Origin of the sequence: Lacticaseibacillus styriensis, assembly GCF_030770295.1 — a bacterium.
GTDB lineage: Bacteria > Bacillota > Bacilli > Lactobacillales > Lactobacillaceae > Lacticaseibacillus > Lacticaseibacillus casei.
In genome coordinates, this window is sequence record NZ_CP132483.1 from 1,501,534 (window position 1) to 1,527,057 (window position 25,524).

A 25,524-nucleotide genomic window follows, 5' to 3' on the forward strand; every position below is an offset into this window, starting at 1 on the left:
CTAATCTATTAAAGTTTGCGTCGGTGATGCCTGCCCATTTTTCAGAGATGAAACTGCTGGCGTGAGCGTCGAAATAATACTTGATAAAGCGCAGACCAGCTTTCAAAGCGCTCACTGTCTAGATAAAAGACCGGGGTATCAGGTACAATGGATTCCTCGCTTGCAGCCAAAGTATGCGCGGAAATCACGAAATCGGGATGTTGGTTAATGGTAACTAGGCGAATGTATGCGGGATGCACAAGATTCAGCCGCACGGTTTCGTATAAAGGCTGGGGCATCAGTGGATCAAGCGCTACTTTTAGCTTATTGGCAACCGCACTTTCGGTCATGAACGGCCAAAGCAATTGATAGAAGCCGTCAATGATCTCTGAACGGACTCTCTCATCCGGTTCTTCTCGAGCAAAAAAGGCTTCAATCGCCTTGCCAAGACGTGGAAAAAGCGGCCGCATTGGGCCGGCGGTTTTCGCTAAGTCGATATACGCGCCATCAGGAAAAATCCGTTCACTGATCAGAATTTTCAATAAATTGCCGGCTAAGGCCAGATCTTTGGAAACTGCTGGTGAAATACCGATTAGATGCCGACTGAATTCGGTGCGGATTTTTTCGACGGTCTGCCACGCCGAGGTATTGTGGGCAACATGGTAACCGACAAATCCGGCAGCGTCGAATTGTTGTTCAGTGTGGAAACGCGGAATCCGCCACTGCCCGAGATACAAATAAAGGATTTCGGCTTCCGCCACTTCACGGGGTAAATGTGCCAAGACATCTGGCAGCTCCTCAGGCAACACTGGGCGAGGTTGTAATGCCGCGAAATTCAGGGTGTTGCTGATTGAATGATTCGCCTGCAGTCGATACAGATTAATGTTGGCCGAAAATTGAAGTTGCTTGACGGAGAAGTCCGGTCGAATCAAACCGGCTGCCTGCAAAGACTGAACCAGCTGGCGGGACTGCGGCATCATCGTGGCAAACAGTGGATCCTGGGTGTCGACTAGCTGCCACAATAATTGGCGATAAACTTGGCGAATTCGCGGCTCTGCGCCGGCAAGTGCCAAAGGCGTGAGATTAATGGTGACCTCTTTTTGGCGCAAGTACCCGCGTAATGCGGAAATCCGTCGGAAAAAAGCTGCTCGTGAGAAACCGGTTTCTTCTAATAACATGGGCAACGTTAAATCAGGTTGCATCAATGTTTTGACCAAGAGTTTTCCCGGAAGCGATCGGCGAAACAAAAAGATCCGGTAACGAACGCGACTAATCGGAGGCGGTGCCGTCATATTGCCATCCCCTCTACGTAATAAAGGTGGTGCATCAGGATCAATTGCATGTAAATCCTCGGCGACCTTCGCCATTTGCCGTCGCAGTTGCCGGTAGCTCTCGCCGCGGGCCATCGCTGCCGTTGCAATATTCATTTGCCGATTAGGCGCGTCTCGCAAATCGCCATAAAGCGCCAACCGCTCGCGTTCTTCGCGGTCTAGGAACAATTCTTCAAACGCCATGGTGACGACTCCCTTTCCAAATTTTTGCTATAGTATAGCAAAGAAGATCGGCAACCGGATAAATGATGCTTGTGTACTTGTCTCAGACGCCTGTTTCCTTAGCGGACAGGCTTTCGCCACTTTAAGTCAGTCTATGATTGATTAGCACTGGCGTCTGACATGCATTCTTGCTATACTAAAAGTAAGCGAAAATCAAGTCGACACCATATGCTTTGGGGCATCAAAAAAATTAGCCCCAAGATATGGTGTTTTTCATTGACATGCACCCCAATATTGAGTATTCTAAACTACATAAGATAACAAGAAAGGATGATACCTATGCGTAACATCACACTGTTCACGCGCAATGGCTGTCCACAATGCCGGATGACAAAGCGCTACCTCGATACCCACAAGATTCCATTTACGGAACACAACATCAACGAGGAACCTGAATACATCGATTACTTAAAGAAAAAGGGATTCCAGCAGGTTCCTGTTCTTGAAGCAGATGGGCTTGATTCATTCTCCGGGTTTCGACCGGATGCCTTGAAGCAACTGGCTGTCTGAACAGCCAGTTTTTTTATCGCATCGAACTTAACCGAATGAAGATAAATTGCAGTGAAAGCAGGGATTAGCATGTCATTAAAAACAATCAGTCCGGACGAGGTTACTTATTACGCCCTTAACAACGAGATCAATATTCCCGTTAACGACCAAATTCCGCTCAATAAGGACAAGGAAGCCTTACAAGCCTTTTTGACTGAAAATGTGGCGCCAAATACGATGAAGTTTTCGTCGCTACAAGAGCGCTTGAAGTATTTGGTTGACCATCACTATTATGAAGCCGACTTTTTAAAAAAGTATCAGCCGGCCTTCCTGGAAAAGCTGGATCAATTTCTGACGGCCCAGCATTTTCAGTTTAAGTCCTTCATGGCGGCCTATAAGTATTACGCTCAGTATGCGTTAAAGACCGACGATGGCACTCAGTATCTTGAAGATTACAAAGATCGGGTGTTTGCCAATGCCCTCTTCTTTGCGGATGGTAATGAGCAGCTAGCGGTTGACTTAGCGGATGAAATGATCCATCAGCGGTATCAGCCGGCTACCCCATCATTCCTGAACGCTGGTCGGCAACGCCGCGGTGAACTGGTATCCTGTTTTCTACTGCAAATTACCGATGATATGAATTCGATTGGCCGCGCGATTAACTCTGCCCTTGAGTTGTCACGAATTGGTGGCGGGGTTGGCCTGACGCTGTCGAATCTGCGTGAAGCCGGTGCGCCAATCAAAGGCATTGACGGTGCTGCAAGTGGCGTATTGCCGGTCATGAAGTTGTTGGAAGATTCTTTTTCCTACAGCAATCAACTGGGCCAACGTCAAGGTGCCGGTGTGGTTTATTTGAATGTCTTCCATCCTGATATCATCAGTTTCCTGGGTGCCAAGAAGGAAAATGCGGATGAAAAGTATCGGGTGAAGACCCTTAGCCTCGGCGTGATTGTCCCTGATAAGTATTACGAGCTTATTAAGGACAACGCCGATATGTATCTGTTCTCCCCTTATTCGGTTGAACGGGCTTATGGCAAGCCATTTTCGTATGTGGACATTACCAAGGAATACGACAACATGGTGGCCAATCCGGACATTAAGAAATACAAGATCAAGGCCCGCGATCTGGAAAATGAAATTTCCAAATTGCAGCAGGAATCCGGCTATCCTTACATCATCAACATCGACACTGCCAACAATGCGAGCCCGATCGATGGCAAAATCATCATGAGCAACCTGTGCTCGGAAATCATGCAGGTGCAGGTACCGTCCAAGCTCAACAACAAACAGGAATATGAAGTCTTAGGGACAGATGTTTCCTGCAACCTGGGCAGCACGAATATTCCTAATTTGATGCATAGTCGCGATTTTGGTCACAGCGTTGAAGCCATGGTTCGGGCATTGACCTATGTCACCGATCACAGCAATATCGACGTTGTGCCATCTGTTCAGCACGGTAATCACATGGCGCACAGCATCGGCCTTGGTGCGATGGGCTTGCACACGTACTTTGCTAAGAACCATATGTATTATGGTTCACCGGAAAGTCTTGATTTCACCAACATCTATTTCTTGTTGCTGAATTATTACACGTTGAAGGCATCCAACAAGATTGCTAAAGAACGTGGCGAGTCCTTCCATAATTTTGAAAACAGTAAATACGCTGATGGCAGTTATTTTGACAAGTATATCCAACAATCATGGGCACCTAAGTACGACAAGGTGCGTGATTTGTTTAAGGATGTTCACATTCCGACCCAGGCGGACTGGGAAGCACTCAAAGAGAGTGTGATGAAGGACGGCTTGTATCATCAAAACCGGATGGCTGTGGCCCCTAATGGCTCGATCAGCTATATTAACGATACCAGTGCCTCCTTGCAGCCGATTGTTAACCGGATTGAGGATCGTCAAGAGAAGAAAATCGGTACGATTTATTACCCGGCACCCGGTTTGTCGAATGACACCATGCCTTACTATCAAAGTGCCTACGACATCGACATGCGTAAAGTCATTGATGTTTATGCCGCTGCCCAACAGCACGTTGATCAAGGGATGGCGATGACCTTGTTCATGCGTAGTACCATTCCTGCTGGCCTTTATCCGTGGAAAGACGGCCGAACCGACAAGATGACGACGCGTGATTTGAATATTTTGCGGAACTACGCACATCACAAAGGTCTGAAGTCGATTTACTACATCCGGACTTACACCGATGACCAGGAAGAAATCGGCAGCAATGCTTGTGAAAGTTGCTCAATTTGATTATCTTTTAACAGGGGGATCTCCCCTGTTTTTACATACAAGGAGCGAGGAATATGGCAAAACAATATATTGCGATTAACTGGAATGCGATTGAAGATGAAGTCGATAAGGCGACTTGGGAAAAGTTGACGGAACAATTTTGGCTGGATACCCGGATCCCTTTGTCCAATGATTTAGACGATTGGCGCTCACTGAGTCCTGATGAACAGTGGGTTGTCGGGCATGTTTTTGGCGGGCTGACGCTGCTGGATACCTTGCAGAGTCAAGACGGCATGGCAAGTTTGCGGCAGAATATCCGTACACAGCAGGAAACAGCGGTCTTGAACAACATTCAATTCATGGAAAGTGTTCATGCCAAGAGTTATTCGTCGATTTTCTCAACGCTGAACACCCCTGCTGAAATTGATGAAATCTTCGACTGGACGAATCATAATGAACATCTTCAGTACAAAGCCAACAAGATCAACGATATTTACCACAATGGTTCGGCGTTGCAAAAGAAAATCGCCAGCGTCTTTTTGGAAACCTTCCTGTTCTATTCAGGCTTCTTTACCCCACTCTATTATTTAGGCAACAACAAGCTGACCAATGTGGCGGAGATCATCAAGCTGATCATTCGGGATGAAAGTGTCCATGGCACGTACATCGGCTACAAGTTCCAATTAGGCTTCAATGAATTACCAGAAGCCGAGCAGCAAAAGTTGCAGGACTGGATGTACGATTTACTTTACGATCTGTACGAAAATGAAGAAAAGTATACGAATGATTTGTATGCTAAAACCAAGTGGACGGACGAGGTTTTGACTTTCCTGCGTTACAACGCCAACAAAGCGCTCATGAATCTGGGCCAGGAAACCGCCTTTCCAGATACGGCTGACGATGTGAACCCGATTGTTATGAACGGCATTTCGACGTCAACAGCCAACCACGACTTCTTCTCCCAAGTTGGTAATGGTTATCGACTGGGACAGGTTGAAGCCATGCAGGATGACGACTATACATTTTCAACCGAAGACGAAGGCCACGATAAGTAAGGCTTTCGGAAATGAATGTGTTGAAAAATTAAAAAACCGGCTCCAGATGCGTCGCAGGTTATGCGATCCGTATCTGGAGCCGGTTTTTGATATTCACTTTTTAAGTCAGACTGGCGAGAATAACCCATTTTGGATGATCGTGCGAGAGCCGCTTTTCCTTTCGGTCTAACTTTCTGCTTTTTGCCGGCTGATCGTTTCATGAACGAGGCTTAAGAAGCGTTGGGCGATGCGTGAAAGTTCGCGGTCTCTTTTCCACACTAACGCAATCGGATCGGCTAATGCCGGAGCTAAAGGACGGAAAGTTAAGGAAGTGTTCGATGTTTGCGTCGCCAGATATTCGAGACATAGCGCGCGCCCTAATCCGACTGCGGTCATACCTAAAGCATCAGCGGTCAAATCGTAGGTGCCAACGATGAAAGCCGGGTCGAGTCCCTGTCCTAACCAGTGTTCAAAGGCATTGCGAGTATGCGTGGCTCGCGGCAGAATCAGCTCGCTATCGTTGAGATCGTTTGGCGTGATCAGAAGGTTATCGGTTAAGGGATCATCTGTGGTCATCAAAACGCCCCAGGCATCGCGAATCGGTAGCGGCAGGCTTTCGTACTGAGTCTGTTCCTTGCCTGGACGTAGAATAAAATCGTACATGCCTGCTTCAAGATTAGCAATCAGACTTTCATCGGAACCATAAGTCACATGGACATGTAGACTGGGGTACTGCAGCCGGAGTGATTGGGCAACCTGCAACATCAGGCGCTTGCCACTGGTTTCGCTGGCACCAATGTAAAGATCACCACCCAGTGTATGTTTGCCTTGCAAATTATTTTTGGTGCGTTCGGCGATGGCGGTTAACTCGCGGGCCCGGTTCAATAAGTAGGTGCCATCTTCCGTCAAGGTGACTCGTCGATTCCCCCTGATCAGCAGTTTAACGCCCAGTTCTTTTTCCAGATCTTTTAATTGCCGCGATAACCCCGGCTGGGAAATACCTAATGTTCTGGCAGCAGCCGTAATACTGCCATGGTCGGCAATTTCAATAAAGTTACGCAACGTCTGCAGTTCCATAAGCTCCCCTACTTCCTATCAGTTCTGATTATCGCAGATTCTTTCCTATAATTATTATAACCTATCAAGACCACTTTGTATTCCCTTTCACACGCCTTTGCTCAACTGTGGTTTAAATCCGCAGCTCGGAAGATGATGCTTCAATGCATTCACTTCTGGTTATCAGCATTTCGTGGTGCTTTGTTTAGCCCATTCTTCTAAAAAAGCATCGACTCACTGAGTCGATGCTAATGGGATTACCAAATTTGAACGCGTTTTTCCGGCGGCAGATACATGCCGTCGCCTGGTTGAACATCAAAGGTCGTGTACCAGTCATCCAGATTACGTGGCTGGATATTGGCACGCAGCTCATGCGGGGCATGAACATCGACAGCCAGCAACATTTTTGCCCGTTCTAGGCGGGACTTGGAGCGCCAGATACGCGCCCAGTTAATGAAAAATGCACGCAGATCGGCATCCGGCTCGCGTTTGGCAGTATCCAAAGCTGCCGCCAAACCACCGGCGTCGGCGATATTTTCCGACACAACGAGTTTACCGTTAACTTTGCCTGCTTCGGTTTCGAGACCATCAAATTCGTCAATCATGGCTTTGGTTAGCTCATTAAAGTGCGCATAGTCTGCTTTTTGCCACCAGTTGACCATATTACCGAATTCGTCAAACTGTGCCCCGTTATTATCGAACCCATGCGAAATTTCGTGAGCGATAACGGCGCCGATGCCACCAAGGTTTTCTGAGGCGGTCTGCTTCAATGAATAAAATGGCGCCTGCAGGATCGCTGCTGGGAAGGTGATGTCATTTTTTGACGGGTCGTAACTGGCATTGACCAAATGGCCCGGCATGTTCCAGACACTGCGATCAACCGGCTTGCCCAGCTTATCGTAATTGTATTGTTGCTGAACAATTTGCATGGCTTTTAAGTTTTCAAGTAAAGACTTTTCCGGGTCAACGTGCAGTAAATCATAAATGGCTTCAGGCTTGTCCGGATAGCCCATTTTGAGTACCATCTTATCCAGCTTAAGGATGGCTTTATCTTTGGTTGGTTGTGAGAGCCAGTCAGAATTGGCCAAGCGCTGTTTGTATGTGGCAATCATTTTTTCCACCAACTGGGTTACATCGGCTTTCGCCTTTTCGCCAAAATAAGTGCGGCCATAGTAAATACCGATTGGCTCACTGAAATAGGCATTGGCTACCCGATAAGCATGCTTAACCTGATCCGGTGATTTCGGTGCCCCGGATAATGCGCGATTATAGGTGCCGCCTAATTGTCGCAGCGGTTCGCTCAAGAAACCTGCAACACTATCGAGACTTAATACATAAAGCCAGTCGCGGTAGTTCGCAAAATTGGCTTCATTGAATAACTGACCGAATTCATCCAAAAAGCGCGGATCTGCGACAACAATGGTATCCGGAACCGTTTTGAAAATTGCCTTAAGGAAGTTTTCAAAATCAAACGGTTTGAGCTTTTCAACGACAGTGGTTGTCGGCATTGGATTGTAAGCTTTTGGATAATCTGCCCACTCTTCGGAACTTTTGACGTGTTTAGCAATTTCGGCATCAAAAGCAAGCGCGCCAGCCAAGGTTGACTTTTGCGCCGCTTCATCAAGATCGGTGTATGCCAATAGCTTGCTCATCATGTCCTTGAAGATCGCAAGTAGTTGGGCGCCGTTTTGATTGTCTTTGGCGTAATAGGAAGTATCCGGCAAAATGGTCTTGGGTCCCATGAGATTAATCACATTTTTGCTGGTATCTTTCATATCGGCATCGACGAAGACGTTGAACGGCGGATCAATGAGCTGTTGTTGCAGTAATTCGGCAGCACGTTGATTGTAGTCAGCCAAATCTTTGATGGCGACAACTTGGTGCAACGTTGGTAAAGCCGGTGCAAAGCCGGCAGCGTCACGCGTCTTAAAATCCTTGGCTTGCTGATAAAGCGTGACTGCCTGCGCAAAATATTTGTCCGGTGCTTCTTTTGAACCATCGGCAACAGCTGCAAAGTCAGCCATCATTTTTTCTTCTACTTCGTCGGCTAAATCCTGAAAGCCGCCGGTACTGCTTTTGTCATCAGGAATGACTGCTTGATCCATCCACGCCCCATTTACTGCTCGGTATAGATCATCTTGGTAGCGCACTTTACTCGTCATTCAAAAGCTCCTTTCATAATAAAACGATATATGACAATCTTAACGCATTTCTCATTTAGTTGCACGAGGAATCAGCTGAACGGCCGGCGTTGTCAACAAAAAGCGGAAACGGATGATCAATAAAAAATGTTCAACTCGCCAGTATATAAAAATATTTTATGGAATCGATACCATTCGAACTAATGAATTGTTTACAATCGAAATCGCTTTCTTTTTAATGATTAACTCGTTAAAATAGAGCATGTACCAAATGGCGCTTAACAATCTTCGTTGAGTGCCACAAGATCGGATGTTGAACCGGCCTTTCGGTTTCTAACCGCGCCGGTTCACGCTCACAAGGAGGAAACCCATAGATGTACTATGTCATTATGAAGTCCCACGATATTCGCGAGAATTTGGCGACGGAGCAGTATTTGATGAACGCCAAACAGTTCGATGAGCCATTGTTGCTTTTTTATTATGAAAAGCCGAGTGTGATTGTCGGGCGCAACCAGAATACACTGGAAGAATTGAATCAGAAGTATGTTGAGGAACACAATATTGTTGTCACGCGGCGGCTATCAGGCGGCGGTGCGGTTTACCATGATTTGGGCAACCTGTGCTTCTCGTTTGTGGTCGATAGTGATTCTGAAGAATTCGGCGACTTCAAGTCCTTCACTCAGCCGATTGTGGATGCGATTCACACGTTGGGTGCCACGAGCGCCGAGGTTTCCGGCCGCAACGATATGCTGGTTGACGGCAAGAAGTTCTCTGGCAGTGCGATGTACACCCGCAACGGCAAGACGTTCTCTCATGGTACTTTAATGCTGGATGTGGACATGAGTGTCATTCCAAAGGTCCTCAACGTACCGGAAGACAAGATTAAGAGTAAAGGTATTAAGTCCGTTAAGAGTCGGGTCACCAACCTGCGCCCTTACTTGGACAAAAAGTATCAGGATATGACGCTTCCAGAATTTCGGGATATCTTGTTAACGCGTTTGTTCGGTGTGGATGATGTTGCTGAGATTAAAGACAAGGAATATCACGTTACTGACGCTGACCAAGTCGAAATCAAGAAGATTTATGACGACGTTTACAACAATTGGGACTGGGTTTATGGCCACAGTCCGGAATTCACTACCAAGAAGCGTAAGCATTTCGATTACGGTACAATCGATGCCCGCTTTGATATTAAAGACGGCAAAATCGCAAACGTTAAATTCTACGGTGACTTCTTTGGACCACAAGATGTTGCTGACGTCGCTGCTGCGTTGAAAGACAAGCCGTATACGTCTCAGGCAGTTAAGGAGACGCTGGATGGCATTAACACCAATGATTACTTCACCAATATTCCTAAAGATGACGTGATCAACTTGCTGGTACCTTAAGCATTAATCAGTTCAATATTTCCAAAAAGGGGCAGCCATTTTACCGGCTGCCCCTTTATCTACGTCTTCTTAGAAGCGTTAATTATATTTAATTTGGCTAATGGCGTACGCCTGAATTCGTTTAGCTCCTCGCCCAGTTGCTACCGTAATGACGCCGCGTTCGTTGTACGGCTTAACTTTTGCCGCCTTAATGTCGACGACACGGCCTTTTAGGCAGCGGCGATCGATCGTATCGATCGCAACCTCGTGCTGTGAGTGTAAAGCATCTTGAAGCAAGTTGGTAATTTCTTCCGGGCGTTGTGCCATAAGAATTCCTCCTTCATCTTCATGCCGTCTGAAATGCTGGCGGCAACTGTTTCAACGCGTATTGTCGGTTTGCCGGGCAATACAGTAACTGAAAACGTTTACGAGTTCAGTATAACGGTTGCCGGACTAAATTTCAGTAACCTCGGCTCAGATCGACTTGGTGACTCGCTAACTGACCGCGTGATACCAAGGCTTGGAGGTTTTCATTAAAAATTTTAAAAACTTGGTCGCGCAAATGAGGAACCGTGCCGGAAATGTGCGGCGTCAACAAAACCTGATCCATGTCCCAAAGCGGCGAGGTTTGTGGCAATGGCTCGGGATCGACCACGTCAAGGACAGCGGCACGCAACTGCTGGGATTGCAGCGCTTGAACGAGTGCCGCTGTTTCAACGGACGCCCCGCGCCCGATGTTAACGAAAATTGGCTGCCGATCGAGAGCAGCAAAGAATTCTTCGTTGTAAAAATGTCTGGTAGCAGGCGTGAGCGGCAGTGCGTTAATCACAATGTCAGCCGTTCGAATCACCCGCTTTGTCTCAGCATCGGTCACGACATCCTCAAAGCCAGCTGCAGGCCGACCATGGGCACTGACACCAATCGTATGCAATCCTAGCGCTTGCAACTTGGAGGCAATCGTCGAGCCAATATGGCCGGTTCCGAAAATAACCACCGTTAACCCCTTCAGTAGCGTCATTGGCGGCCGTTCCTGACGCAATGTCCACATATGGCGCCCTGCGCGAATCGCCGGTAGGATGCCACGACTGATGGTGAACAAAGCGCCGAGCACATATTCAGCGATCGGTTCTGCGTGAATGCCGCTGGTATTGGCCAGTAAGACGTGATGCTTGGCAAAATCAGCGAGCGGTAAATAGTCAACACCAGCGGACATTGCCTGGACAAACTGCAGATGGTCATAATTAACCGTTGCTGAGGCCGCATGCCAGCCGTAAATGACATCGATTTGCTGGACGGTCGTTGCGTCCAGTTGGTCTTCTTCGATCACGGTATGCCCGGCTTTTTCCAATGCCTGCCGTTGCGCCGGTTCAAGACTAAAGCTATTTAGAATCTTCACGATTCATCCCTCTTTTCTGTTGTGATGGTGCCAATTGGGTTTACCCCAATATTGGAAAAGATCGGTTCGGATTGTGCCATTGTAAAGTTTGCGGCGTTTGGTCGCTTTACTGCCATAGGCTTTCTCAAAGCCCATGTCGCTCGTTAGAATGTATTTGCTCCAGGTGGTCAAAGGCGCAAAAGCCCGACCCATTTCCGCATATAGCTGGCGAACGGCCGCTTGATCGCTTAGACGTTGGCCATAAGGCGGATTAGCCACTATGACGCCATTTTCTTTAGTGGTCGTGAAATCTTTAACCGCTAATTGTTTAAACTGAATGCTATGAAGTAAACCTGCTTGCTGGGCGTTTAACTTGGCCATGTCAATCATGTCACCGTTAATGTCACTCGCCTGAATATCAAGTTCTCGGTCAAAGTCTGCCTGATCCATAGCCTGATCTTTGGTAGTCTGCAACACGTTTTGATCAAAAAAGCCGAAGTTTTCAAATGCGAAGTGTCGTTGTAAGCCAGGCGCCAAATGATGGCCAATCAAAGCCGCTTCAATCGCGATGGTTCCGGAACCAGTTGTGGGGTCGACGAACGGCATATCAGGATGCCAGTTGGTGAGCAAAACCAGTGCCGCAGCAAAGTTTTCTTTCAGCGGTGCCTCCCCTTTGGCAATCCGATAGCCGCGTTTAAATAAGCTGGGACCGGTTGTATCCAGCGTCAGTGTTGCCACATCTTTTAAAATCGAAACTTCAAGCGGATACTTAGCTCCGGTTTCGGGTAAACGGGTGGTGCGGTGGTAAACGGCCGACATTTTCTCGACAATCGCCTTTTTGGTAATGGCTTGCGCGTCAGGCTCAGAATGCAGCTGTGAGCGAACCGCCCGGCCTTCAACCGGGAACGCCGCATCCAGTGGCAAATACTGATCCCACGGCAATGCTTTGACGCCTTCAAACAATTCATCGAAAGTGCGCGCCTTAAACTGACCGACCACGATTTTGATTCGATCGGCACTACGCAACCAGACGTTGGTTAAGGCAATGGTTTGATCATCGCCTTGAAAATACACTTTGCCATTTTCGGTTCGGGTCTCAATGCCCAGTGCTTTTAGTTCCTTGGTCGTAACAGCTTCAAGTCCTGCTGCCATGGTTGCGACGAGTTGATATGTCATGACGTGATTTCCTTTCAAAATGCCGGTTTAAAGAATGGTGTTCAGGTTTAGTTTAACTTTTTTTGGCGGGGTTGGCGATGTTGGATTTTAAGGTGGGGGAATTGTTGGTGACGGGATAGGCGAGGATAGGCGATTGAGTTTTGCATTCTGTAACGCGTTTACCGGCGTGTAAGAGCCTTTGGCGTGATGGCAAAGCTCGCGTTAACTAGGAGATTTCTATTGTGGGCAAGTATTAGTCTGACTTGCGCTTTCTATAACTCGCTCGCCAGCGCAGAAGCTTGCGTGTAAGGACCTTGGTCGCAATGGTAAAGACCGTGTAAACAGGAGATTTCTATTGTGGGCAAGTATTAGTCTAACTTTCGCTTTCTATAACGCGCTCACAGTCGCAGAAATCTGCGTGTAAGGACCTCGAGCGCAATGGCCAAAAACCTGCTAACTTAAGATCTTTCTATTTGAGGACTATCGGAGGTCTTACTTTCGCTTTCTATAACGCGCTCGCCAGCCCAGAAACCTGCGTGTAAGGACCTTGGTCGCAATGGCAAAGACCGCCATCACGCCCAAGGCCACTTACACTCCGGTTTCTAAGCGGGCTGGCTCGCGCTCACAAAAAAACAGCCCGAGTCTCCCCGAGCTGTGCCTGCATGTAGATCCCTATAAGCCATGTTTTGTTCCAGAACCTGTTCAGGCGCAGGTTCCTTCAGTCATCATCTATCTCAGCGTTGCCGCTGTATTGCCGTCGCTTCAGTTTGCTTGGCAAAACGCCCCTACCAAAAGTTTGGGTTACTCGCTCGCGGGGTTTACCCGTTCCACCGTTTAGGTTTCCCTGAACGTTTCGTCACTGTGGCACTTTTCAGACCTACTGGCGCATAGCCGAAACCTTAGCGCGGTTGGTCGCCGTAACCGTTGATACGGTCCCTAAGCTTATTGGGCTTAGCACGAACACTACAAGCATCGCAGCTTGTGCGGGCATGGACTTTCCTCAGCCTGCAGATGCAGACCGCGATCACTCAGGATCTACATGTGATCATCAATATTGGTCAACGTCGGAATGGCTGTTGTCATCGTGGGTATCAGCGCTGCCGCTATCCGACAGCTTTGAACCGAAAACATGACGCTCCAGATTACTCAGACGTTTAAGAATATCATAATTTGTGGCGGCAGCGTTGGTTTGCGGTGTCTGCGCACTGACATTCTTGGAAACACTCAGCTGTTTGGTTAGCTCATCGACCCGACTAAACAGCTTTGCATTTTCTTCTTTCAGTCGATCAATCTCGTTAGTAAAAGCTTCATAATCACGAATGATGCCGTCTAAAAATTCGTCGACTTCATCCGGATCATAACCGCGAACCTTATTCTTGAACTTCTTGTCCAAAATATCTTTAGGTCCGTACTGGATACTAAATTTTGTTTCTTTGTTACTATCCATTCCGACACACCTCATTGTTTTCATGGAACCAGACTAACAATAAGCTTACCATATCTCAATCGTTTTGAAAATGCTCATTTTCCGCTTCTGCCATTTCTTGGGCAGTGTCTTCCAAATCGTCCATCGTAATCAACGTGACCGGATAATCACGCCGGTTTGCCATATCTTCGGCAGCGCGGTAATCCCACTGCGGCTTACCGGGAAACTCCGGATCGTAAACAATCACCGCAGCATCCGTGTGTGCGGTCATGAACCGTGTGTAACCTTGTAACTGCGCGGGCCGTTGATAAGGTGCCTGCGAAACCGCATCGGAAAAATCGACTTGCTGGCGTAGTGCGGCCAGTTGTCCCTGATTTGCTTCATTCCACTTTGAGCCAAAATCCGTAAACGGCAGCATCATCGCAATTTTAAAGTCGGAATACAATGGCTTCAGCGTTAAAGCGACCTCGATTGCCCACTGCTCAACGCCTAATTGGCCGCCGGTAATCAACCAGTCTAAACCTTCATCCAGATACTGAAGTAAGGTGTTTTTTAATGAAGTTTTAAGGACTTTTAGCTTCGGGTCCTGATTGCCAAAGACGTTGAGTTCATAGGCACGGTATCCGGTTATCCATAATCGTTTTCCAGCCATGATTTTCCTCCAAATATTAGGCCAACGCGGTTGATATTGGTATAATAGCGCCAGGAGTGTGATCGCATGACCATTCGTTATCCCAATGGTAATCCATACAAAGACGGGACGCAATTGTCACCCAGTTCCGTTTCGCGCCCAACGATTTATGGCGGGCGTGGGATGACATTAGAAGAAGAACTTAATCTCAGTAATCAGTATTATCGCAGTGTTGACAAGGCGGTCGTGTATAAAAAGCCGACGCCTGTGCAAATTGTAAAAGTCGACTACCCCAAACGTAGCCAGGCGGTGATTCGTGAAGCCTACTTTAAGACCCCTTCCACCACAGATTATAATGGGGTTTATCGTGGTTATTACCTTGACTTTGAGGCCAAGGAAACCAAGAATAAGACAAGCTTCCCGCTAAAAAACTTCCATCAGCACCAGATTGATCATTTTCGGCGTTGCTTGAAGCAAAACGGGATCTGTTTTGTTGTGATTCGATTTGCGACAATTAAGCGGCTTTTTGTTTTTCCGGCAAGCCGATTAATCGCATGCTGGGATCACCAGAGCACCGGTGGCCGTAAGTCGATTCCTTTAACAAAAATCATTCAACACGGATTTGAACTCCATCCGCAGTTGCAACCGGTCGTGCCGTTTCTTGACGGCGTTGACTGGTTGATCGAAACGAAAGTAGGTAATTTGCGTGGCTGATAATCAGAACATGTCGCGAATGGCGCGACGCCGCGAAGATAAACTCACTAATGGACCCAAGCCGCCAAAGAAATTGTGGCGGCGTATTCTCAAGTGGACATTGCTTGGATTGCTTGTCCTGTTCATTGCAGGCGTGGGCCTGTTCTCTTGGTATGCCAAAGATGCCCCTGAAGTCACCCAGGCGAAGTTGGAATCAGGCGGTTCCAGCACCATTTATGATCGCAGCGGAAACGAGATCACGACGCTTGGACTCGAAAACCGTGATTACGTGAAAGCTTCCGAAATTCCGCAGCGGTTGAAAGATGCCGTTGTTTCGATTGAAGATCGCCGGTTTTACGATGAAAAGTTAGGCATTGATCCGGTTCGAATCATCGGCGCCGCCTTCAACAACCTTACTGGAACCAGCGATGGCCTTCAAGGTGGTTCGACTTTGACGCAGCAGCTCATTAAGCTGTCTGTTTTTAGTACCAAGTCTTCTGACCAAACCCTACGTCGTAAAGCTCAGGAAGCTTGGCTAGCGATGCAGGTTCAGCAAAAATACAGTAAGGATCAGATTCTGGAGTACTACATCAACAAAGTCTTCATGAATTATGGTCAGTACGGGATGAGCACCGGCGCCAAGTTTTATTTTAATAAATCGCTCAAAGATCTGACGTTAGCGCAGACGGCGTTTATTGCCGGCCTTCCGCAAAGCCCTGCAGGCTATGACCCTTACAAATATCCGCAAAAGGCAACCCAGCGCCGCAATGCGGTTATTGATGCCATGCTGCGGGACAAGAAGATCACAGCAGCAGACGCTAAAAAGGCCAAGGCTACGCCGATTACGGATGGCTTGCAGCCGAAACAGCAGCAAACTAATACCACGACCAATGACAAGATTGTCGATTCTTACCTCACCCAGGTGATAGCCGAAGTGAAGAAGAAAACCGGGTTAAATCCGTATACTGATAATCTGGATATCTATACCAATATTGACATGAGTGCTCAGCGCCGGTTGTATGACATTGTTAATACCGATGACTATGTGAGCTTCCCTGATGATTCTTTCCAAACCGGGGTTACCATGACCGATCCGGATAATGGTGAAGTGCTGGCACAGATTGGTGGCCGTAAAACCGGCGATGTCCGCCTTGCTTATAACCGCGCGGCGCAAAACACCCGTAGTAATGGGTCAACCATGAAACCGCTCATGGATTATGGCCCGGCAATTGAATATCTGAACTATTCCACGTATGAGCAAATGCTGGATGAACCTTACCAGTATCCGGGAACCAGTATTTCCTTGTATGACTGGGACAAAAAATATCAAGGCCGTATTTCCATGCGGACGGCACTGGAACAATCGCGGAATATTCCGGCGGTCAAAACTTTGAGTGCTGTTGGTATGACCAACGCCGTGAAGTTCCTGAAAGGCTTGGGCATTGATTTGCCAAGTTCGGAACAATATCTTTCAAGTGCGATTGGTGCTTCGGTTAACACGGTTCAAGAGGCCGGCGCTTATGGCGCGTTTGCGAACGGCGGCACGTATTACAAACCGTATTACGTCAACAAGGTTGTGAGTGCTGACGGCAACACACAGACCTTTAATAGTCAAGGAACGCGTGCGATGAAGTCCAGCACGGCGTATATGATTACGGATATGCTGAAAGGTGTCTTGACTAAGGGTACCGGGACAGCGGCAGCTATTTCCGGACTTCACCAGGCCGGCAAAACCGGGACCACCGATTACAGCGATGCCGAACTTAAACAAAATCCGGCGTTAAACGCAACGGGAATTGCTAAGGACGCTTGGTTCACCGGATATACGCGCAATCGGGTCATTTCGGTTTGGACAGGCTACGATAAACCGACGTCGCATGGCATTAGTTATGCTGAGCAGGAGATCTCGCAGAAAATATACAAAGCGCTGATGAGTTATACCTCACAGAATCTGGATAATCGCGACTGGACCAAACCAGATACGGTTGAATCCTACAACATTCTAAAAGGCAGCAATCCAGGAACCGCGATTACTGGCGGCTCAGGTAATACAACTAAGGAACTGTACGTCCGTGGTCATGGGCCAAGCAGCCGTAAAGCCGTCGCTGAGTCATCGTCTTCAAGCACGAGTTCCGAATCCTCGTCTTCTCATGCCAGTGATGAAAGCTCAAGCAGTGAAGTTTCCGAAAGTGTTGCATCAAGCGTTTCCACACCGAGTGTCACAACGCCAAGTGCCTCGCAGGCTTCACAAGAAGAGCCATCTTCATCTTCAAATAGTACGCCTTCATCGGCAAGCGGTGGTGGCTCCTCTGGCGGCAATCAGTAAGGCATTTAAACTGCCGACTGAATACTAAAAAGCTCGACGTTACTGCCAAATGTTTTGGCGGTGGCGTCGAGTTTTTTGACGTGGAAACTTGATCGAATTCTGGGTCCGTCCAATTTCGCATTTCATGTAAAAAGGTCCCACTGCTTTGATGCATACACATCAAACAGTGAGACCTTTTCTGTAACATTAATCTTGTGGTGCTAAATGTAAGACATCCAAATGATGTTGTTTTAACAACGCCTCACCATATGGGTCATTGCGATAGTCGTGCGCGTAAACAATGCGCTTAATCCCGGCTTGAATCAAAGCTTTGGTGCAATTCAGACACGGGAAAAAGTTCACGTAAACGGTTGCGCCGTGGGTACTGACACCGTTGGCTGCGCATTGGATAATTGCGTTCATCTCTGCGTGAATCGTGCGAATGCAGTGGCCGTCACGCATTAAGTGCCCTGCCTCATCACAATGCGGATCGCCACTGATGGCGCCATTATAGCCTGTGGCAATAATGCGGTGTTCCTGCACTAAAACAGCGCCAACCGTGGCCCGCTCACAAGTTGACCGTTCCGAAACTTGTTGCGCGAGTTCGAGAAAATAATGATCCCAACTTTCACGGTGAACCTTTCGTTTAGATGGCACAATTTTATCTGTCAATGCTTAGCTGCCTCCTTAAGCGGCGCGTAATGCTGTGCTAAAAATGACCATTCGGAACCGGCCGGTATTTTTGGGTCGCGGGCGCGTAAATGCTCGCGACCAAAACGAATCAAGCTGCGGTGCAACTTGATCCAGGTAGACTTCGGCATTAATGCTTCCAGTCGCTTCTGAATCTGAACTGGTGTGGCCTTAGGCGAAACTAATCCCAACCCCTTCACAATCCGACTGACATGTGTATCGACGGCCACGCCCGGAATGCCGAACGCATCGCTAAGTACGACCGTCGCCGTTTTCTTGCCGACCCCTGGCAGCTTAACCAAATCAGCTGCGTCAGCCGGAACCTTACCGCCATATGACTGAACCAAAATGGCACTTAATGCCTTTAAGTGGGCTGCTTTCGTCCGGTACAACCCGAGTCGGCTGATTTTTTCGGCAATATCCGTCACCGGCGCAGCGGCCATTGCTTCCGGAGTTGGATAAGCCGCAAACAATGCCGGGGTGACAGCATTGACGGCAACATCTGTCGTTTGCGCCGACAGCATCACCGCTACCAGAATTTCAAAGGGATTTGTCGCGTGTAACGTCGGTTCGGGATCAGGATATAGTGCCATGATTTGGTTAAACAATTGCCTAGCCTCTGCGTCAGTCATGAATGCGCCTCCTAGTTTCACCGGTTTTACTCAATGAAAGTATGATAATGTGATGGGGAATCTAAAGTTCCTGATGCCGCTTGATGTCAGCTTGAACTTGCTGCGCGGTTTTGAGATGGCGACGTTCCCAGTTTAGCAAAATGCGATCCATATATTTTAATGAGTATGCCGAATTCAAAACTGCCTCGCGTAATGCCAATAAAATGACCTCCGGCAGATAATGATCAGTGGTCAACCAGTCCCGAATGGTTTCCTGCTCAATTGGTGAAAGCGGCCGACCAAACTCAATTTCGATTTGATTGAAAACGTTTGTCTGGGCATCGGCATTTGGTTGCGTCATCGCCGTGCTGGCGGTTTGGCCGCTATTCGGAATCTTTGCAAGTAGCGGACTGAGATCATAGTAATCACGCATCCGCCCTTGATTGTCAGGAACGCTTTCCAGCACGATCGCCTTTTTTTGAATCAAGGTTTCAATGGCTGTGTAAATCGCGTTGGGTGCGACATTCATCTGGTTGGCTAATGCTTTGAGATCCGGTGCCTGATGATGCTCGGATTGCCATTGGTCCAAAAAAAGATACGTCAGAAATTCGGTCTGTGTCAGTCCCAATGCTGGATAATGGTCAAACAGCAGGTTCGAGACACTGAACTGCCCTGCTTCAGTGTAAGTCCTTAAATCAGTCATTCTTGTGACCCTCCAAAAAAAGCCGGCGCGTTGGCGTCCGACTTTTGCGTGCCATTACGGCTTCAAACGATTGATCATGCGTGGGAATGGGATGGCTTCGCGTAAGTGATCCAGCTTGCAGATCCAGGTAATTGCCCGCTCCAGACCCAAACCAAAACCGGAATGCGGCACGGATCCATACTTGCGCAAGTCTAGGTACCATTCGTATTCATCCAAATCAAGCCCGGCTTTTTCGATGGCAGCCTTTAACGTGTCATAATCGGTTTCACGTTCGGAACCGCCAATGATTTCACCATAGCCTTCAGGTGCTAGCATATCGGCACAGACATATTGCTGCGGGTCATCCGGATCCGTCAACATATAAAACGGCTTGATGTTTTTCGGATAATTCAAAACAAACACCGGCTGATCGAATTGGTCAGACAGGTAGGTTTCTTCAGGCGAACCAAAATCATCACCATACTTCACATCCATTCCGGCATCCTGCAGCATTTCGATCGCTTTTTTATAGCTGATGCGGGGGTATGGGAGCTTGGTGTATTGTTTGAGGACTTCAGGATCGCGACCGAGCAAATGCAACGGATAACTGCAGTTATCCAACACCGCCTGAACTAAGTAAGCAACATAACGCTCCTGAACCTTGAGGCTTTCTTCCTGATGACAAAAGGCCATTTCTGGTTCGATCATCCAAAACTCGGTCAAATGACGGCGGGTCTTGCTCTTTTCCGCCCGGAACACAGGACCGCAAGTGAAGACTTTACCATAAGCCATAGCACCTGCTTCGGCATACAGCTGGCCGGACTGACTGAGATAAGCCTTCTTATCAAAGTAATCGGTCTCGAACAATTCGGTTGTTCCTTCGGGTGCCGAATCAGTCAGAATTGGCGGGTCCATTTTGATAAAGCCTTCGTTGTTGAAGAATTCAAAGGTTGCCCGGATCATTTCGTTACGGATTTGTTGAATGGCAAATTGCCGTTTGGACCGTAACCAAAGATGGCGGTGATCCAGTAAAAATTCAATCCCGTGTTCCTTAGGGGTAATCGGATAATCTTCAGAGTCGCCGACAAGTTCGATGTCGCGAACTTCAATTTCGTAGCCAAAATGACTTCGGCTGTCTTGATGAATGACGCCGGTGATCCACATGCTGGACTCTTGGCGCAATTCCTTGGCAAGCTTGAAAACTTCATCAGACACGTCGGCTTTAGAAACAACGCCTTGAAAATACGCCGAGCCATCGCGTAACTGAAGAAAGGCAATCTTGCCCGAGCTTCGTTTGTCAGTCAACCACGCGCCAATTTTTACTTCTTCGTTTACATGTTCCTTTGCATCAATGATGCGAATCTTTTCGGTCATGCCTTAACTCCCCACTTTAAAAATATAAAATTATTTCCGGACAAATTCCTGAATGCGCCGCGCTGCTTCGCGCAGACTGTTAAGATCTTTACAATAACTGATGCGCGCATGATCCGGCATCCCAAAGGCGCGCCCAGGAACAATCGCAACCCCGGTTTCATTCAACAGTGCGCTAATAAAATCATCAACGGTGCCATAATGGCTCAACTGCGCTGCTCGCTTAATATTCGGGAAAAGGTAAAAGGCCCCTTGTGGTTTTTCGCCCATATCAAACCCAGGAATTTCGGCCAACAAATCGTAAAAAAGGTTGAGTCGTTCTTCAAACGCCTGGCGCATCTTTTCGACAACGCTCTGGTCACCGGTAAGCGCCGCTACTGCAGCGTATTCGGAGACGGCTGCCGGATTAGAGGTGGTATGGCTGATGAAGGTTGCCATGGCTTGCATGAGCTTTTCCGGACCCGCCGCATAGCCGATTCGCCAACCGGTCATGGCATAAGATTTGGAAACGCCTGAAATTAAAACCGTATTATCTGCAATGTCAGGATCAATACTGATCATGGATGTATAGGATGTGCCATTGTAAATCAGATCCCGATAAATATCATCAGTGACTACCAGAATGTGATGTTTTAAGGCCCAGTTGCCGATTAAGGTCAATTCGGTGCGATTATAGACGACACCGCTTGGGTTTTGCGGCGAATTGATGATCAACGCGCGCGTTTTGTCCGTTCGCGCAGCTTCAAGATCATCAACGCTGACTTTATGGCCAACTGCTGGCATGACCAAGTGTGGGATGCCGCTGGCTAATTTAATCTGTTCCTCATAGGAAACCCAATACGGAACCGGAATCAACACCTCATCGCCTGGGTTTAAATAAATCTGGAATAAGGCGTATAAAGCAAACTTTGCTCCAGTAGTCGCAACAATCTGGCGCGCCGGATAGCGGACCCCATCCTGGGCAAAAATCCGATCGCTGATGGCTTGTTTTAATTCCGGAATACCGGTTGCTGCCGTATAGAAGCTAGCATTGCCGGCTTGAATGGCAGCAACTGCCGCGTCATCGATGGCTTTAGGGGTCGGAAAATCCGGCTGACCGATCGATAAGTCAATCACATCGGCGCCTTTCGCCTTCAGTTCCTTAGTCTGATTACTTAATGCTAATGTCGCGGACGGTGCAACGTTGAGGATTCTTTTTGCTAAATGCACGAGGGCGCCTCCTACAGTGTCGACACCACGCAGGATGTCGAATCATGCTAATTTATAGATTTTTGATCGCGTTCAGCTGTTCGCCGCTGCGAAAACTGTACGTCACGTAATTCAGTTTACCAGACTTTGACAGATAGCCAATATCCCAAACGAATTCCGAGCCACGTTTACCTAAGGAAGCGTTTAAAATCTTCTTCGGGTTGTTATCACTTGTCGCTTGTTGGATCGCCTGTTGCCGGGTGATACCGGATTTTTGGTTTAAAATATCGACTTTGCCGGTTTTTTTCTGAATAACAACGTAGACGGACTTATTTTTTTGCGTTCGTCCGGCAACGCTTAGGTAGCTTTTATCGCGGTTATACCACCAAAAGCCGTTAATCGTTTTCAGGTCGGCCCGATTGGTGGCAATTCGTTCAGCTTGGCTGCGTAATTGCTGATAAGGCGAGATACTTTTGGCATAAATACCGATAACCGCGATGATGAGAATGATGAGGCCGCTGATCAAGGAAAATTTGAGCCAATCAAAACGTCGGTGACGCCGCATGGATTGTTCCCTCCTTTGTTGGGTGAGTGAGTTGTAAGTATAAGGTTGGCCGATGCTGCTGAAACGCGATCACCGGCGCAGGAGTCTGCGTGTAAGGACCTTGGTCGCAATGGCCTAAGCCCGGGCCATTGCGACCAAGGCCACTTACACTCCGACTCCTAAGCGCGCCGGTTCACGCTCTTAGCCACATTTTGACATACTCTGGCATATCGTTTAGAGGCATGGTCATGGGTTTAATATTCGGTAAGGATTTTTGCATCTTTTTACCGTATTGCGTAGTGATGAAGCGCGGATCCAAGATGACGAAAGCACCGCGGTCGGTTTCGGTACGGATAAGGCGGCCGAAGCTTTGGCGTAAGCGAAGCGTTGCTCGTGGCAGTGCATCGTTGGTGAATGGATCGCCGCCGCTGGCTTTGATTTGCGCATAGCGGGCCTTGGTGATGGGTGCTTCCGGTGCGTCAAACGGTAAGCGGGTTAAGATGACCATTTCGAGCAAGCGATCAGGATAGTCGATACCTTCAAAAAAGCTGGCAGCGCCTAACAACAAGCTCTGTTCGCCGACTGCAAAGCGCTTGGCAATCTTTTCCGCCGAGCCGGTCACGCCTTGTGCCAACAGTTCTTTGAGGTCGGCAATGGGGCGATGGATCAGTCGCTGATAAACCTCGTCAATCACATTCAGAGAGTTGAACAGGACAATGGTTTGATGCTGATTGTCGGCTAGCAGCTCAATTGCCTGAGCGAGGTAGTCTGCATAGGCTGATGCTGACACCTCGCTGGCGTTTGGCGCATCTGTCGCAACCAACACCTTGGCTTGGTCACGATAATGAAACGGACTGCGGAGTTTCAGAAAACTCGTTTCCGGCAACTCAGGGTAGCCTAGTTGCCGGGTCAAAAAATCAAAGGAGCGGGCAGCCGTCAACGTTGCGCCGACGAAAACCGGTGCCGTAAATTGCCGAAGTAACTGTTGCACCGCCGCGCCAACTTGAAAAACATCCCAACTTAAGCCTAAGCTTGCCACATCCTTCACCTGGCTCAAGGTAATTGACGCAACGGCAGCCCGGCCGTTGATTAGCTCCGGCAATCGCCGAAGCATTTCCTGCAGCCGATTGCGTTGATCAGCCAAGCTCATGCGCAACGCTGCCAGTGCCTGAAAACGTTGACCGTCACTTTTTAAAAAGAACCGTGGGCGTTTATTAAAATCCGCCGTCAGTTTATCCGCCGTCACTGTTAGCCGGCCAATGACTTTGATTAATAGTTTAACCTTATCCGACTGAGTTTCACGTAGCCAGTCGACGGCGGCCGGATCCAAACTTAAATTGACAAAACCAGACATCGCCGTCGTTTTACCGTGGAAAAAGTGCCGGTAGATGTCTTGCTGCAAAGTGGTGACGGTTGTTTGCGCCGTTTCCGTTAACTGATGTAGTTGTCGCAGAACCATTTGCATCGCCGGCTCGCTTTGATAAACCGCAACTAAGGAGTGAGATTCATCGGGATCGCTTAACTGCCATAGATGGCGCAATTGACGCCGCAAATGGCCTAACGCCATATGTTGGGCGAACGCTGCTGCGGTGTTATCCGCAAAATGCTGTGCTTCATCCACCACCAAAAATGGCTGTCCACCTGCAAGTTGCTCGACATGGCGCGCAAGAAAGGCATGATTCGTGACCACAATTACCGCTGCGTCCGTGGCCGTTTGCAGACGTCGATAAAAATCCAACGTGTAAAACGGATTGGTAAACGGCGTACCGACATCGCCGGTGTGCCGAATCTGCAAAAACAAGGGCGCACGATATGTCGTCAGATGCAACTCGTCCAAATCACCTGTCGTTGTCTGAGTCAGCCAAACCAACAATTTCATTTGCAGTAACTGGGTTTGCCGGGTCGGTGCTTCCTGATGCAGGCTGGCAGCAAATTTATTTAGATCCAGATAATGCTGCGGGCTTTTAACTTCCACACTTGGTACTGTGCGCCCTAGCAAGTCGTTGAGTGCCGGAATGGCTTTCTGCATGAGCTGGGTTTGCAAAACCAATGTTGGCGTTGCAATAACCAGTTTGTGCTCGGGGGTCGCAGCGTAAGCATAAGGTAAGAGATAGCCTAATGTCTTCCCTAACCCTGTGCCGGCTTCTACAAATAATGGTTGCTCAGGTTGATGCGTATGGGCAAAGATGGCATCCATCATTTTGGCTTGTGCCTTGCGAAACCGATAACGCGGTTGCAACAGATGCTTTTTGGCTAAGTCGGTTGCCGGATAAGCGCCTGAAAGTGCAAAGTCGGTTGTCGGTGTCACGGGCCGCCGCAGCACCAACGAGCCGACTTGAACGTAGGCTTTTTTAAGCGGCTGCGGCGGTGTCGCAATCAGGTTGAGGTAATCGCCGGTTTCCCGAATAAATCCGTCGCGATGTTGAATTAGCGCCTGTTGGGTCGGACTAGGCAGTTCCTGAAATCGTTTGGTTAATTGTAATAGCAATTTGCCGGTGCTGATCGCGTCGCTGTCGGCTTGGTGTGGATTATCGTGTCGAATGGCAAGATACGCGGTTAAATCGCTCAAGCGAAAGCTGCTGATTTCCGGCAGCAAAACCTGCGCCAGTTCAACGGTATCAATGGCTTCCAACTGCAATTTTGGCAAGCCGACCCGTTCAAATTCCGCATTCAAAAATGGATAATCGAAATTAACGTTGTGCGCAACAAAAACCGTGTTTGTCAGCAAGTCGTGTAAGACCGGTGCCACTTCGTCAAAATACGGTGCTGCGACTAACCGATCGGGATTAATCCCTGTCAGCCGTAGAATGGTCTGCGGCACCGAGCGATCAGGATTAACCATTTGTGAAATTGTTTGAATGATTTTGCCATGGCGCAACAAGGCACATCCGAACTGAATCATCCGGTCGCCATCTTTGACGCTGGTGCCGGTTGTTTCCAGATCGACCACAGCAAACGTGGTGTCAGCATTCATAAATTCTTATCCATTCCCG

General features: G+C 48.3%; 21 protein-coding genes and 1 other RNA gene. 6 read left to right on the forward strand and 16 right to left on the reverse strand.

Translation table 11 applies throughout. The features are described from left to right. Positions 1–41: 41 nt before the first annotated feature. Positions 42–1,493 carry a helix-turn-helix domain-containing protein gene (locus LACSTY_RS07215; protein ID WP_087912170.1) on the reverse strand — a complete coding sequence of 484 codons (1,452 nt, stop codon included), beginning with the start codon at positions 1,491–1,493 and terminating at the stop codon, positions 42–44. Positions 1,494–1,811: 318 nt separating this feature from the next. On the opposite strand from LACSTY_RS07215, the gene nrdH reads away from it, so the two are divergent. From nrdH to nrdF, 3 genes are all read left to right on the forward strand, one after another. After that, entirely contained in the window at positions 1,812–2,042 is a 231-nt protein-coding gene (nrdH, locus tag LACSTY_RS07220; RefSeq protein WP_010488276.1) for a glutaredoxin-like protein NrdH, read from the forward strand. A gap of 69 nt (positions 2,043–2,111) precedes the next feature. Beyond that, positions 2,112–4,283, forward strand: coding sequence for a class 1b ribonucleoside-diphosphate reductase subunit alpha (nrdE, locus tag LACSTY_RS07225; RefSeq protein ID WP_087912171.1), 2,172 nt, complete (start codon positions 2,112–2,114; stop codon positions 4,281–4,283). Positions 4,284–4,336: 53 nt separating this feature from the next. Then, positions 4,337–5,317, forward strand: coding sequence for a class 1b ribonucleoside-diphosphate reductase subunit beta (nrdF, locus tag LACSTY_RS07230; RefSeq protein WP_025012384.1), 981 nt, complete (start codon positions 4,337–4,339; stop codon positions 5,315–5,317). A 165-nt stretch (positions 5,318–5,482) separates the two neighbouring features. Here the strand turns inward: nrdF and LACSTY_RS07235 are convergent, their stop codons facing one another. Both LACSTY_RS07235 and LACSTY_RS07240 read right to left on the reverse strand, forming a co-directional pair. Continuing rightward, the gene (locus tag LACSTY_RS07235) at positions 5,483–6,373 is read right to left on the reverse strand and encodes a LysR family transcriptional regulator (RefSeq protein WP_087912172.1); all 891 of its coding nucleotides are present in this window, start codon (positions 6,371–6,373) and stop codon (positions 5,483–5,485) included. A 236-nt stretch (positions 6,374–6,609) separates the two neighbouring features. Further along, positions 6,610–8,514 carry a M13 family metallopeptidase gene (locus LACSTY_RS07240; RefSeq protein ID WP_087912173.1) on the reverse strand — a complete coding sequence of 635 codons (1,905 nt, stop codon included), beginning with the start codon at positions 8,512–8,514 and terminating at the stop codon, positions 6,610–6,612. A gap of 353 nt (positions 8,515–8,867) precedes the next feature. Here LACSTY_RS07240 and lplA point away from each other — a divergent pair, with 353 nt between their 5' ends. Beyond that, the gene (lplA, locus tag LACSTY_RS07245) at positions 8,868–9,881 is read left to right on the forward strand and encodes a lipoate--protein ligase (RefSeq protein WP_049170414.1); all 1,014 of its coding nucleotides are present in this window, start codon (positions 8,868–8,870) and stop codon (positions 9,879–9,881) included. Positions 9,882–9,959: 78 nt separating this feature from the next. Here lplA and LACSTY_RS07250 read toward each other — a convergent pair whose 3' ends face one another. From LACSTY_RS07250 to LACSTY_RS07275, 6 genes are all read right to left on the reverse strand, one after another. After that, positions 9,960–10,187, reverse strand: a complete 228-nt coding sequence (locus LACSTY_RS07250) for a hypothetical protein (protein ID WP_025012388.1) — start codon at positions 10,185–10,187, stop codon at positions 9,960–9,962. Between the two features lie 133 nt (positions 10,188–10,320). Beyond that, positions 10,321–11,256: a phosphoglycerate dehydrogenase gene (locus LACSTY_RS07255; protein ID WP_087912174.1), complete on the reverse strand. Its 936-nt coding sequence runs from the start codon at positions 11,254–11,256 to the stop codon at positions 10,321–10,323. Positions 11,257–11,259: 3 nt separating this feature from the next. Continuing rightward, entirely contained in the window at positions 11,260–12,411 is a 1,152-nt protein-coding gene (locus LACSTY_RS07260) for a THUMP domain-containing class I SAM-dependent RNA methyltransferase (protein ID WP_087912175.1), read from the reverse strand. A gap of 649 nt (positions 12,412–13,060) precedes the next feature. Further along, an RNA gene (gene rnpB / locus LACSTY_RS07265) (RNase P RNA component class B) lies at positions 13,061–13,426 on the reverse strand. Between the two features lie 12 nt (positions 13,427–13,438). Then, complete coding sequence (gene gpsB / locus LACSTY_RS07270; RefSeq protein ID WP_010488257.1) at positions 13,439–13,837, reverse strand: cell division regulator GpsB; 399 nt, start codon at positions 13,835–13,837, stop codon at positions 13,439–13,441. Positions 13,838–13,892: 55 nt separating this feature from the next. Beyond that, on the reverse strand, positions 13,893–14,468 hold the full coding sequence (locus LACSTY_RS07275) for an SLOG family protein (protein ID WP_087912176.1): 576 nt from the start codon (positions 14,466–14,468) through the stop codon (positions 13,893–13,895). Between the two features lie 66 nt (positions 14,469–14,534). Between LACSTY_RS07275 and recU the strand changes: the two genes are divergently transcribed. After that, positions 14,535–15,161 carry a Holliday junction resolvase RecU gene (recU, locus tag LACSTY_RS07280; protein WP_087912177.1) on the forward strand — a complete coding sequence of 209 codons (627 nt, stop codon included), beginning with the start codon at positions 14,535–14,537 and terminating at the stop codon, positions 15,159–15,161. Further along, positions 15,154–17,466, forward strand: a complete 2,313-nt coding sequence (locus LACSTY_RS07285) for a PBP1A family penicillin-binding protein (RefSeq protein ID WP_087912178.1) — start codon at positions 15,154–15,156, stop codon at positions 17,464–17,466. Before recU ends, LACSTY_RS07285 begins: the two co-directional genes overlap by 8 nt. Positions 17,467–17,652: 186 nt before the next feature. Here LACSTY_RS07285 and LACSTY_RS07290 read toward each other — a convergent pair whose 3' ends face one another. The 7 genes from LACSTY_RS07290 to LACSTY_RS07320 all read right to left on the reverse strand — a co-directional run bounded on the left by LACSTY_RS07290 (position 17,653) and on the right by LACSTY_RS07320 (position 25,505). Continuing rightward, positions 17,653–18,117: a deoxycytidylate deaminase gene (locus LACSTY_RS07290; protein ID WP_025012395.1), complete on the reverse strand. Its 465-nt coding sequence runs from the start codon at positions 18,115–18,117 to the stop codon at positions 17,653–17,655. Continuing rightward, the gene (gene nth, locus LACSTY_RS07295; protein ID WP_087912179.1) at positions 18,114–18,767 is read right to left on the reverse strand and encodes an endonuclease III; all 654 of its coding nucleotides are present in this window, start codon (positions 18,765–18,767) and stop codon (positions 18,114–18,116) included. The genes LACSTY_RS07290 and nth overlap by 4 nt, the downstream gene beginning before the upstream one ends. Before the next feature lie 61 nt (positions 18,768–18,828). Next, positions 18,829–19,449, reverse strand: coding sequence for a DnaD domain-containing protein (locus tag LACSTY_RS07300; RefSeq protein WP_049170398.1), 621 nt, complete (start codon positions 19,447–19,449; stop codon positions 18,829–18,831). Positions 19,450–19,503: 54 nt separating this feature from the next. Beyond that, positions 19,504–20,802: an asparagine--tRNA ligase gene (gene asnS, locus LACSTY_RS07305; RefSeq protein ID WP_087912180.1), complete on the reverse strand. Its 1,299-nt coding sequence runs from the start codon at positions 20,800–20,802 to the stop codon at positions 19,504–19,506. A gap of 30 nt (positions 20,803–20,832) precedes the next feature. Continuing rightward, the gene (locus LACSTY_RS07310; protein ID WP_025012399.1) at positions 20,833–22,008 is read right to left on the reverse strand and encodes a pyridoxal phosphate-dependent aminotransferase; all 1,176 of its coding nucleotides are present in this window, start codon (positions 22,006–22,008) and stop codon (positions 20,833–20,835) included. 52 nt (positions 22,009–22,060) lie between these two features. Beyond that, a complete protein-coding gene (locus LACSTY_RS07315; protein ID WP_025012400.1) occupies positions 22,061–22,552 on the reverse strand; it encodes a cell wall elongation regulator TseB-like domain-containing protein in 492 nt (163 codons plus the stop codon). Between the two features lie 172 nt (positions 22,553–22,724). Continuing rightward, the gene (locus tag LACSTY_RS07320) at positions 22,725–25,505 is read right to left on the reverse strand and encodes a helicase C-terminal domain-containing protein (protein WP_306391002.1); all 2,781 of its coding nucleotides are present in this window, start codon (positions 25,503–25,505) and stop codon (positions 22,725–22,727) included. Positions 25,506–25,524 lie beyond the last annotated feature (19 nt).

Excerpts from the sequence above, each read along its gene's own strand:
- lplA (WP_049170414.1), top strand. The coding sequence starts at position 8,868 with ATGTACTATGTCATTATGAAGTCCCACGATATTCGCGAGAATTTGGCG.
- nrdE (WP_087912171.1), top strand. The coding sequence starts at position 2,112 with ATGTCATTAAAAACAATCAGTCCGGACGAGGTTACTTATTACGCCCTT.
- nrdH (WP_010488276.1), top strand. The coding sequence starts at position 1,812 with ATGCGTAACATCACACTGTTCACGCGCAATGGCTGTCCACAATGCCGG.
- LACSTY_RS07275 (WP_087912176.1), bottom strand. The coding sequence starts at position 14,468 with ATGGCTGGAAAACGATTATGGATAACCGGATACCGTGCCTATGAACTC.
- LACSTY_RS07300 (WP_049170398.1), bottom strand. The coding sequence starts at position 19,449 with ATGACTGATTTAAGGACTTACACTGAAGCAGGGCAGTTCAGTGTCTCG.
- nth (WP_087912179.1), bottom strand. The coding sequence starts at position 18,767 with ATGACTGACGCAGAGGCTAGGCAATTGTTTAACCAAATCATGGCACTA.
- LACSTY_RS07215 (WP_087912170.1), bottom strand. The coding sequence starts at position 1,493 with ATGGCGTTTGAAGAATTGTTCCTAGACCGCGAAGAACGCGAGCGGTTG.
- LACSTY_RS07320 (WP_306391002.1), bottom strand. The coding sequence starts at position 25,505 with ATGAATGCTGACACCACGTTTGCTGTGGTCGATCTGGAAACAACCGGC.
- LACSTY_RS07240 (WP_087912173.1), bottom strand. The coding sequence starts at position 8,514 with ATGACGAGTAAAGTGCGCTACCAAGATGATCTATACCGAGCAGTAAAT.
- recU (WP_087912177.1), top strand. The coding sequence starts at position 14,535 with ATGACCATTCGTTATCCCAATGGTAATCCATACAAAGACGGGACGCAA.
- LACSTY_RS07235 (WP_087912172.1), bottom strand. The coding sequence starts at position 6,373 with ATGGAACTGCAGACGTTGCGTAACTTTATTGAAATTGCCGACCATGGC.
- nrdF (WP_025012384.1), top strand. The coding sequence starts at position 4,337 with ATGGCAAAACAATATATTGCGATTAACTGGAATGCGATTGAAGATGAA.
- LACSTY_RS07250 (WP_025012388.1), bottom strand. The coding sequence starts at position 10,187 with ATGGCACAACGCCCGGAAGAAATTACCAACTTGCTTCAAGATGCTTTA.
- LACSTY_RS07315 (WP_025012400.1), bottom strand. The coding sequence starts at position 22,552 with ATGCGGCGTCACCGACGTTTTGATTGGCTCAAATTTTCCTTGATCAGC.
- asnS (WP_087912180.1), bottom strand. The coding sequence starts at position 20,802 with ATGACCGAAAAGATTCGCATCATTGATGCAAAGGAACATGTAAACGAA.
- gpsB (WP_010488257.1), bottom strand. The coding sequence starts at position 13,837 with ATGGATAGTAACAAAGAAACAAAATTTAGTATCCAGTACGGACCTAAA.
- LACSTY_RS07260 (WP_087912175.1), bottom strand. The coding sequence starts at position 12,411 with ATGACATATCAACTCGTCGCAACCATGGCAGCAGGACTTGAAGCTGTT.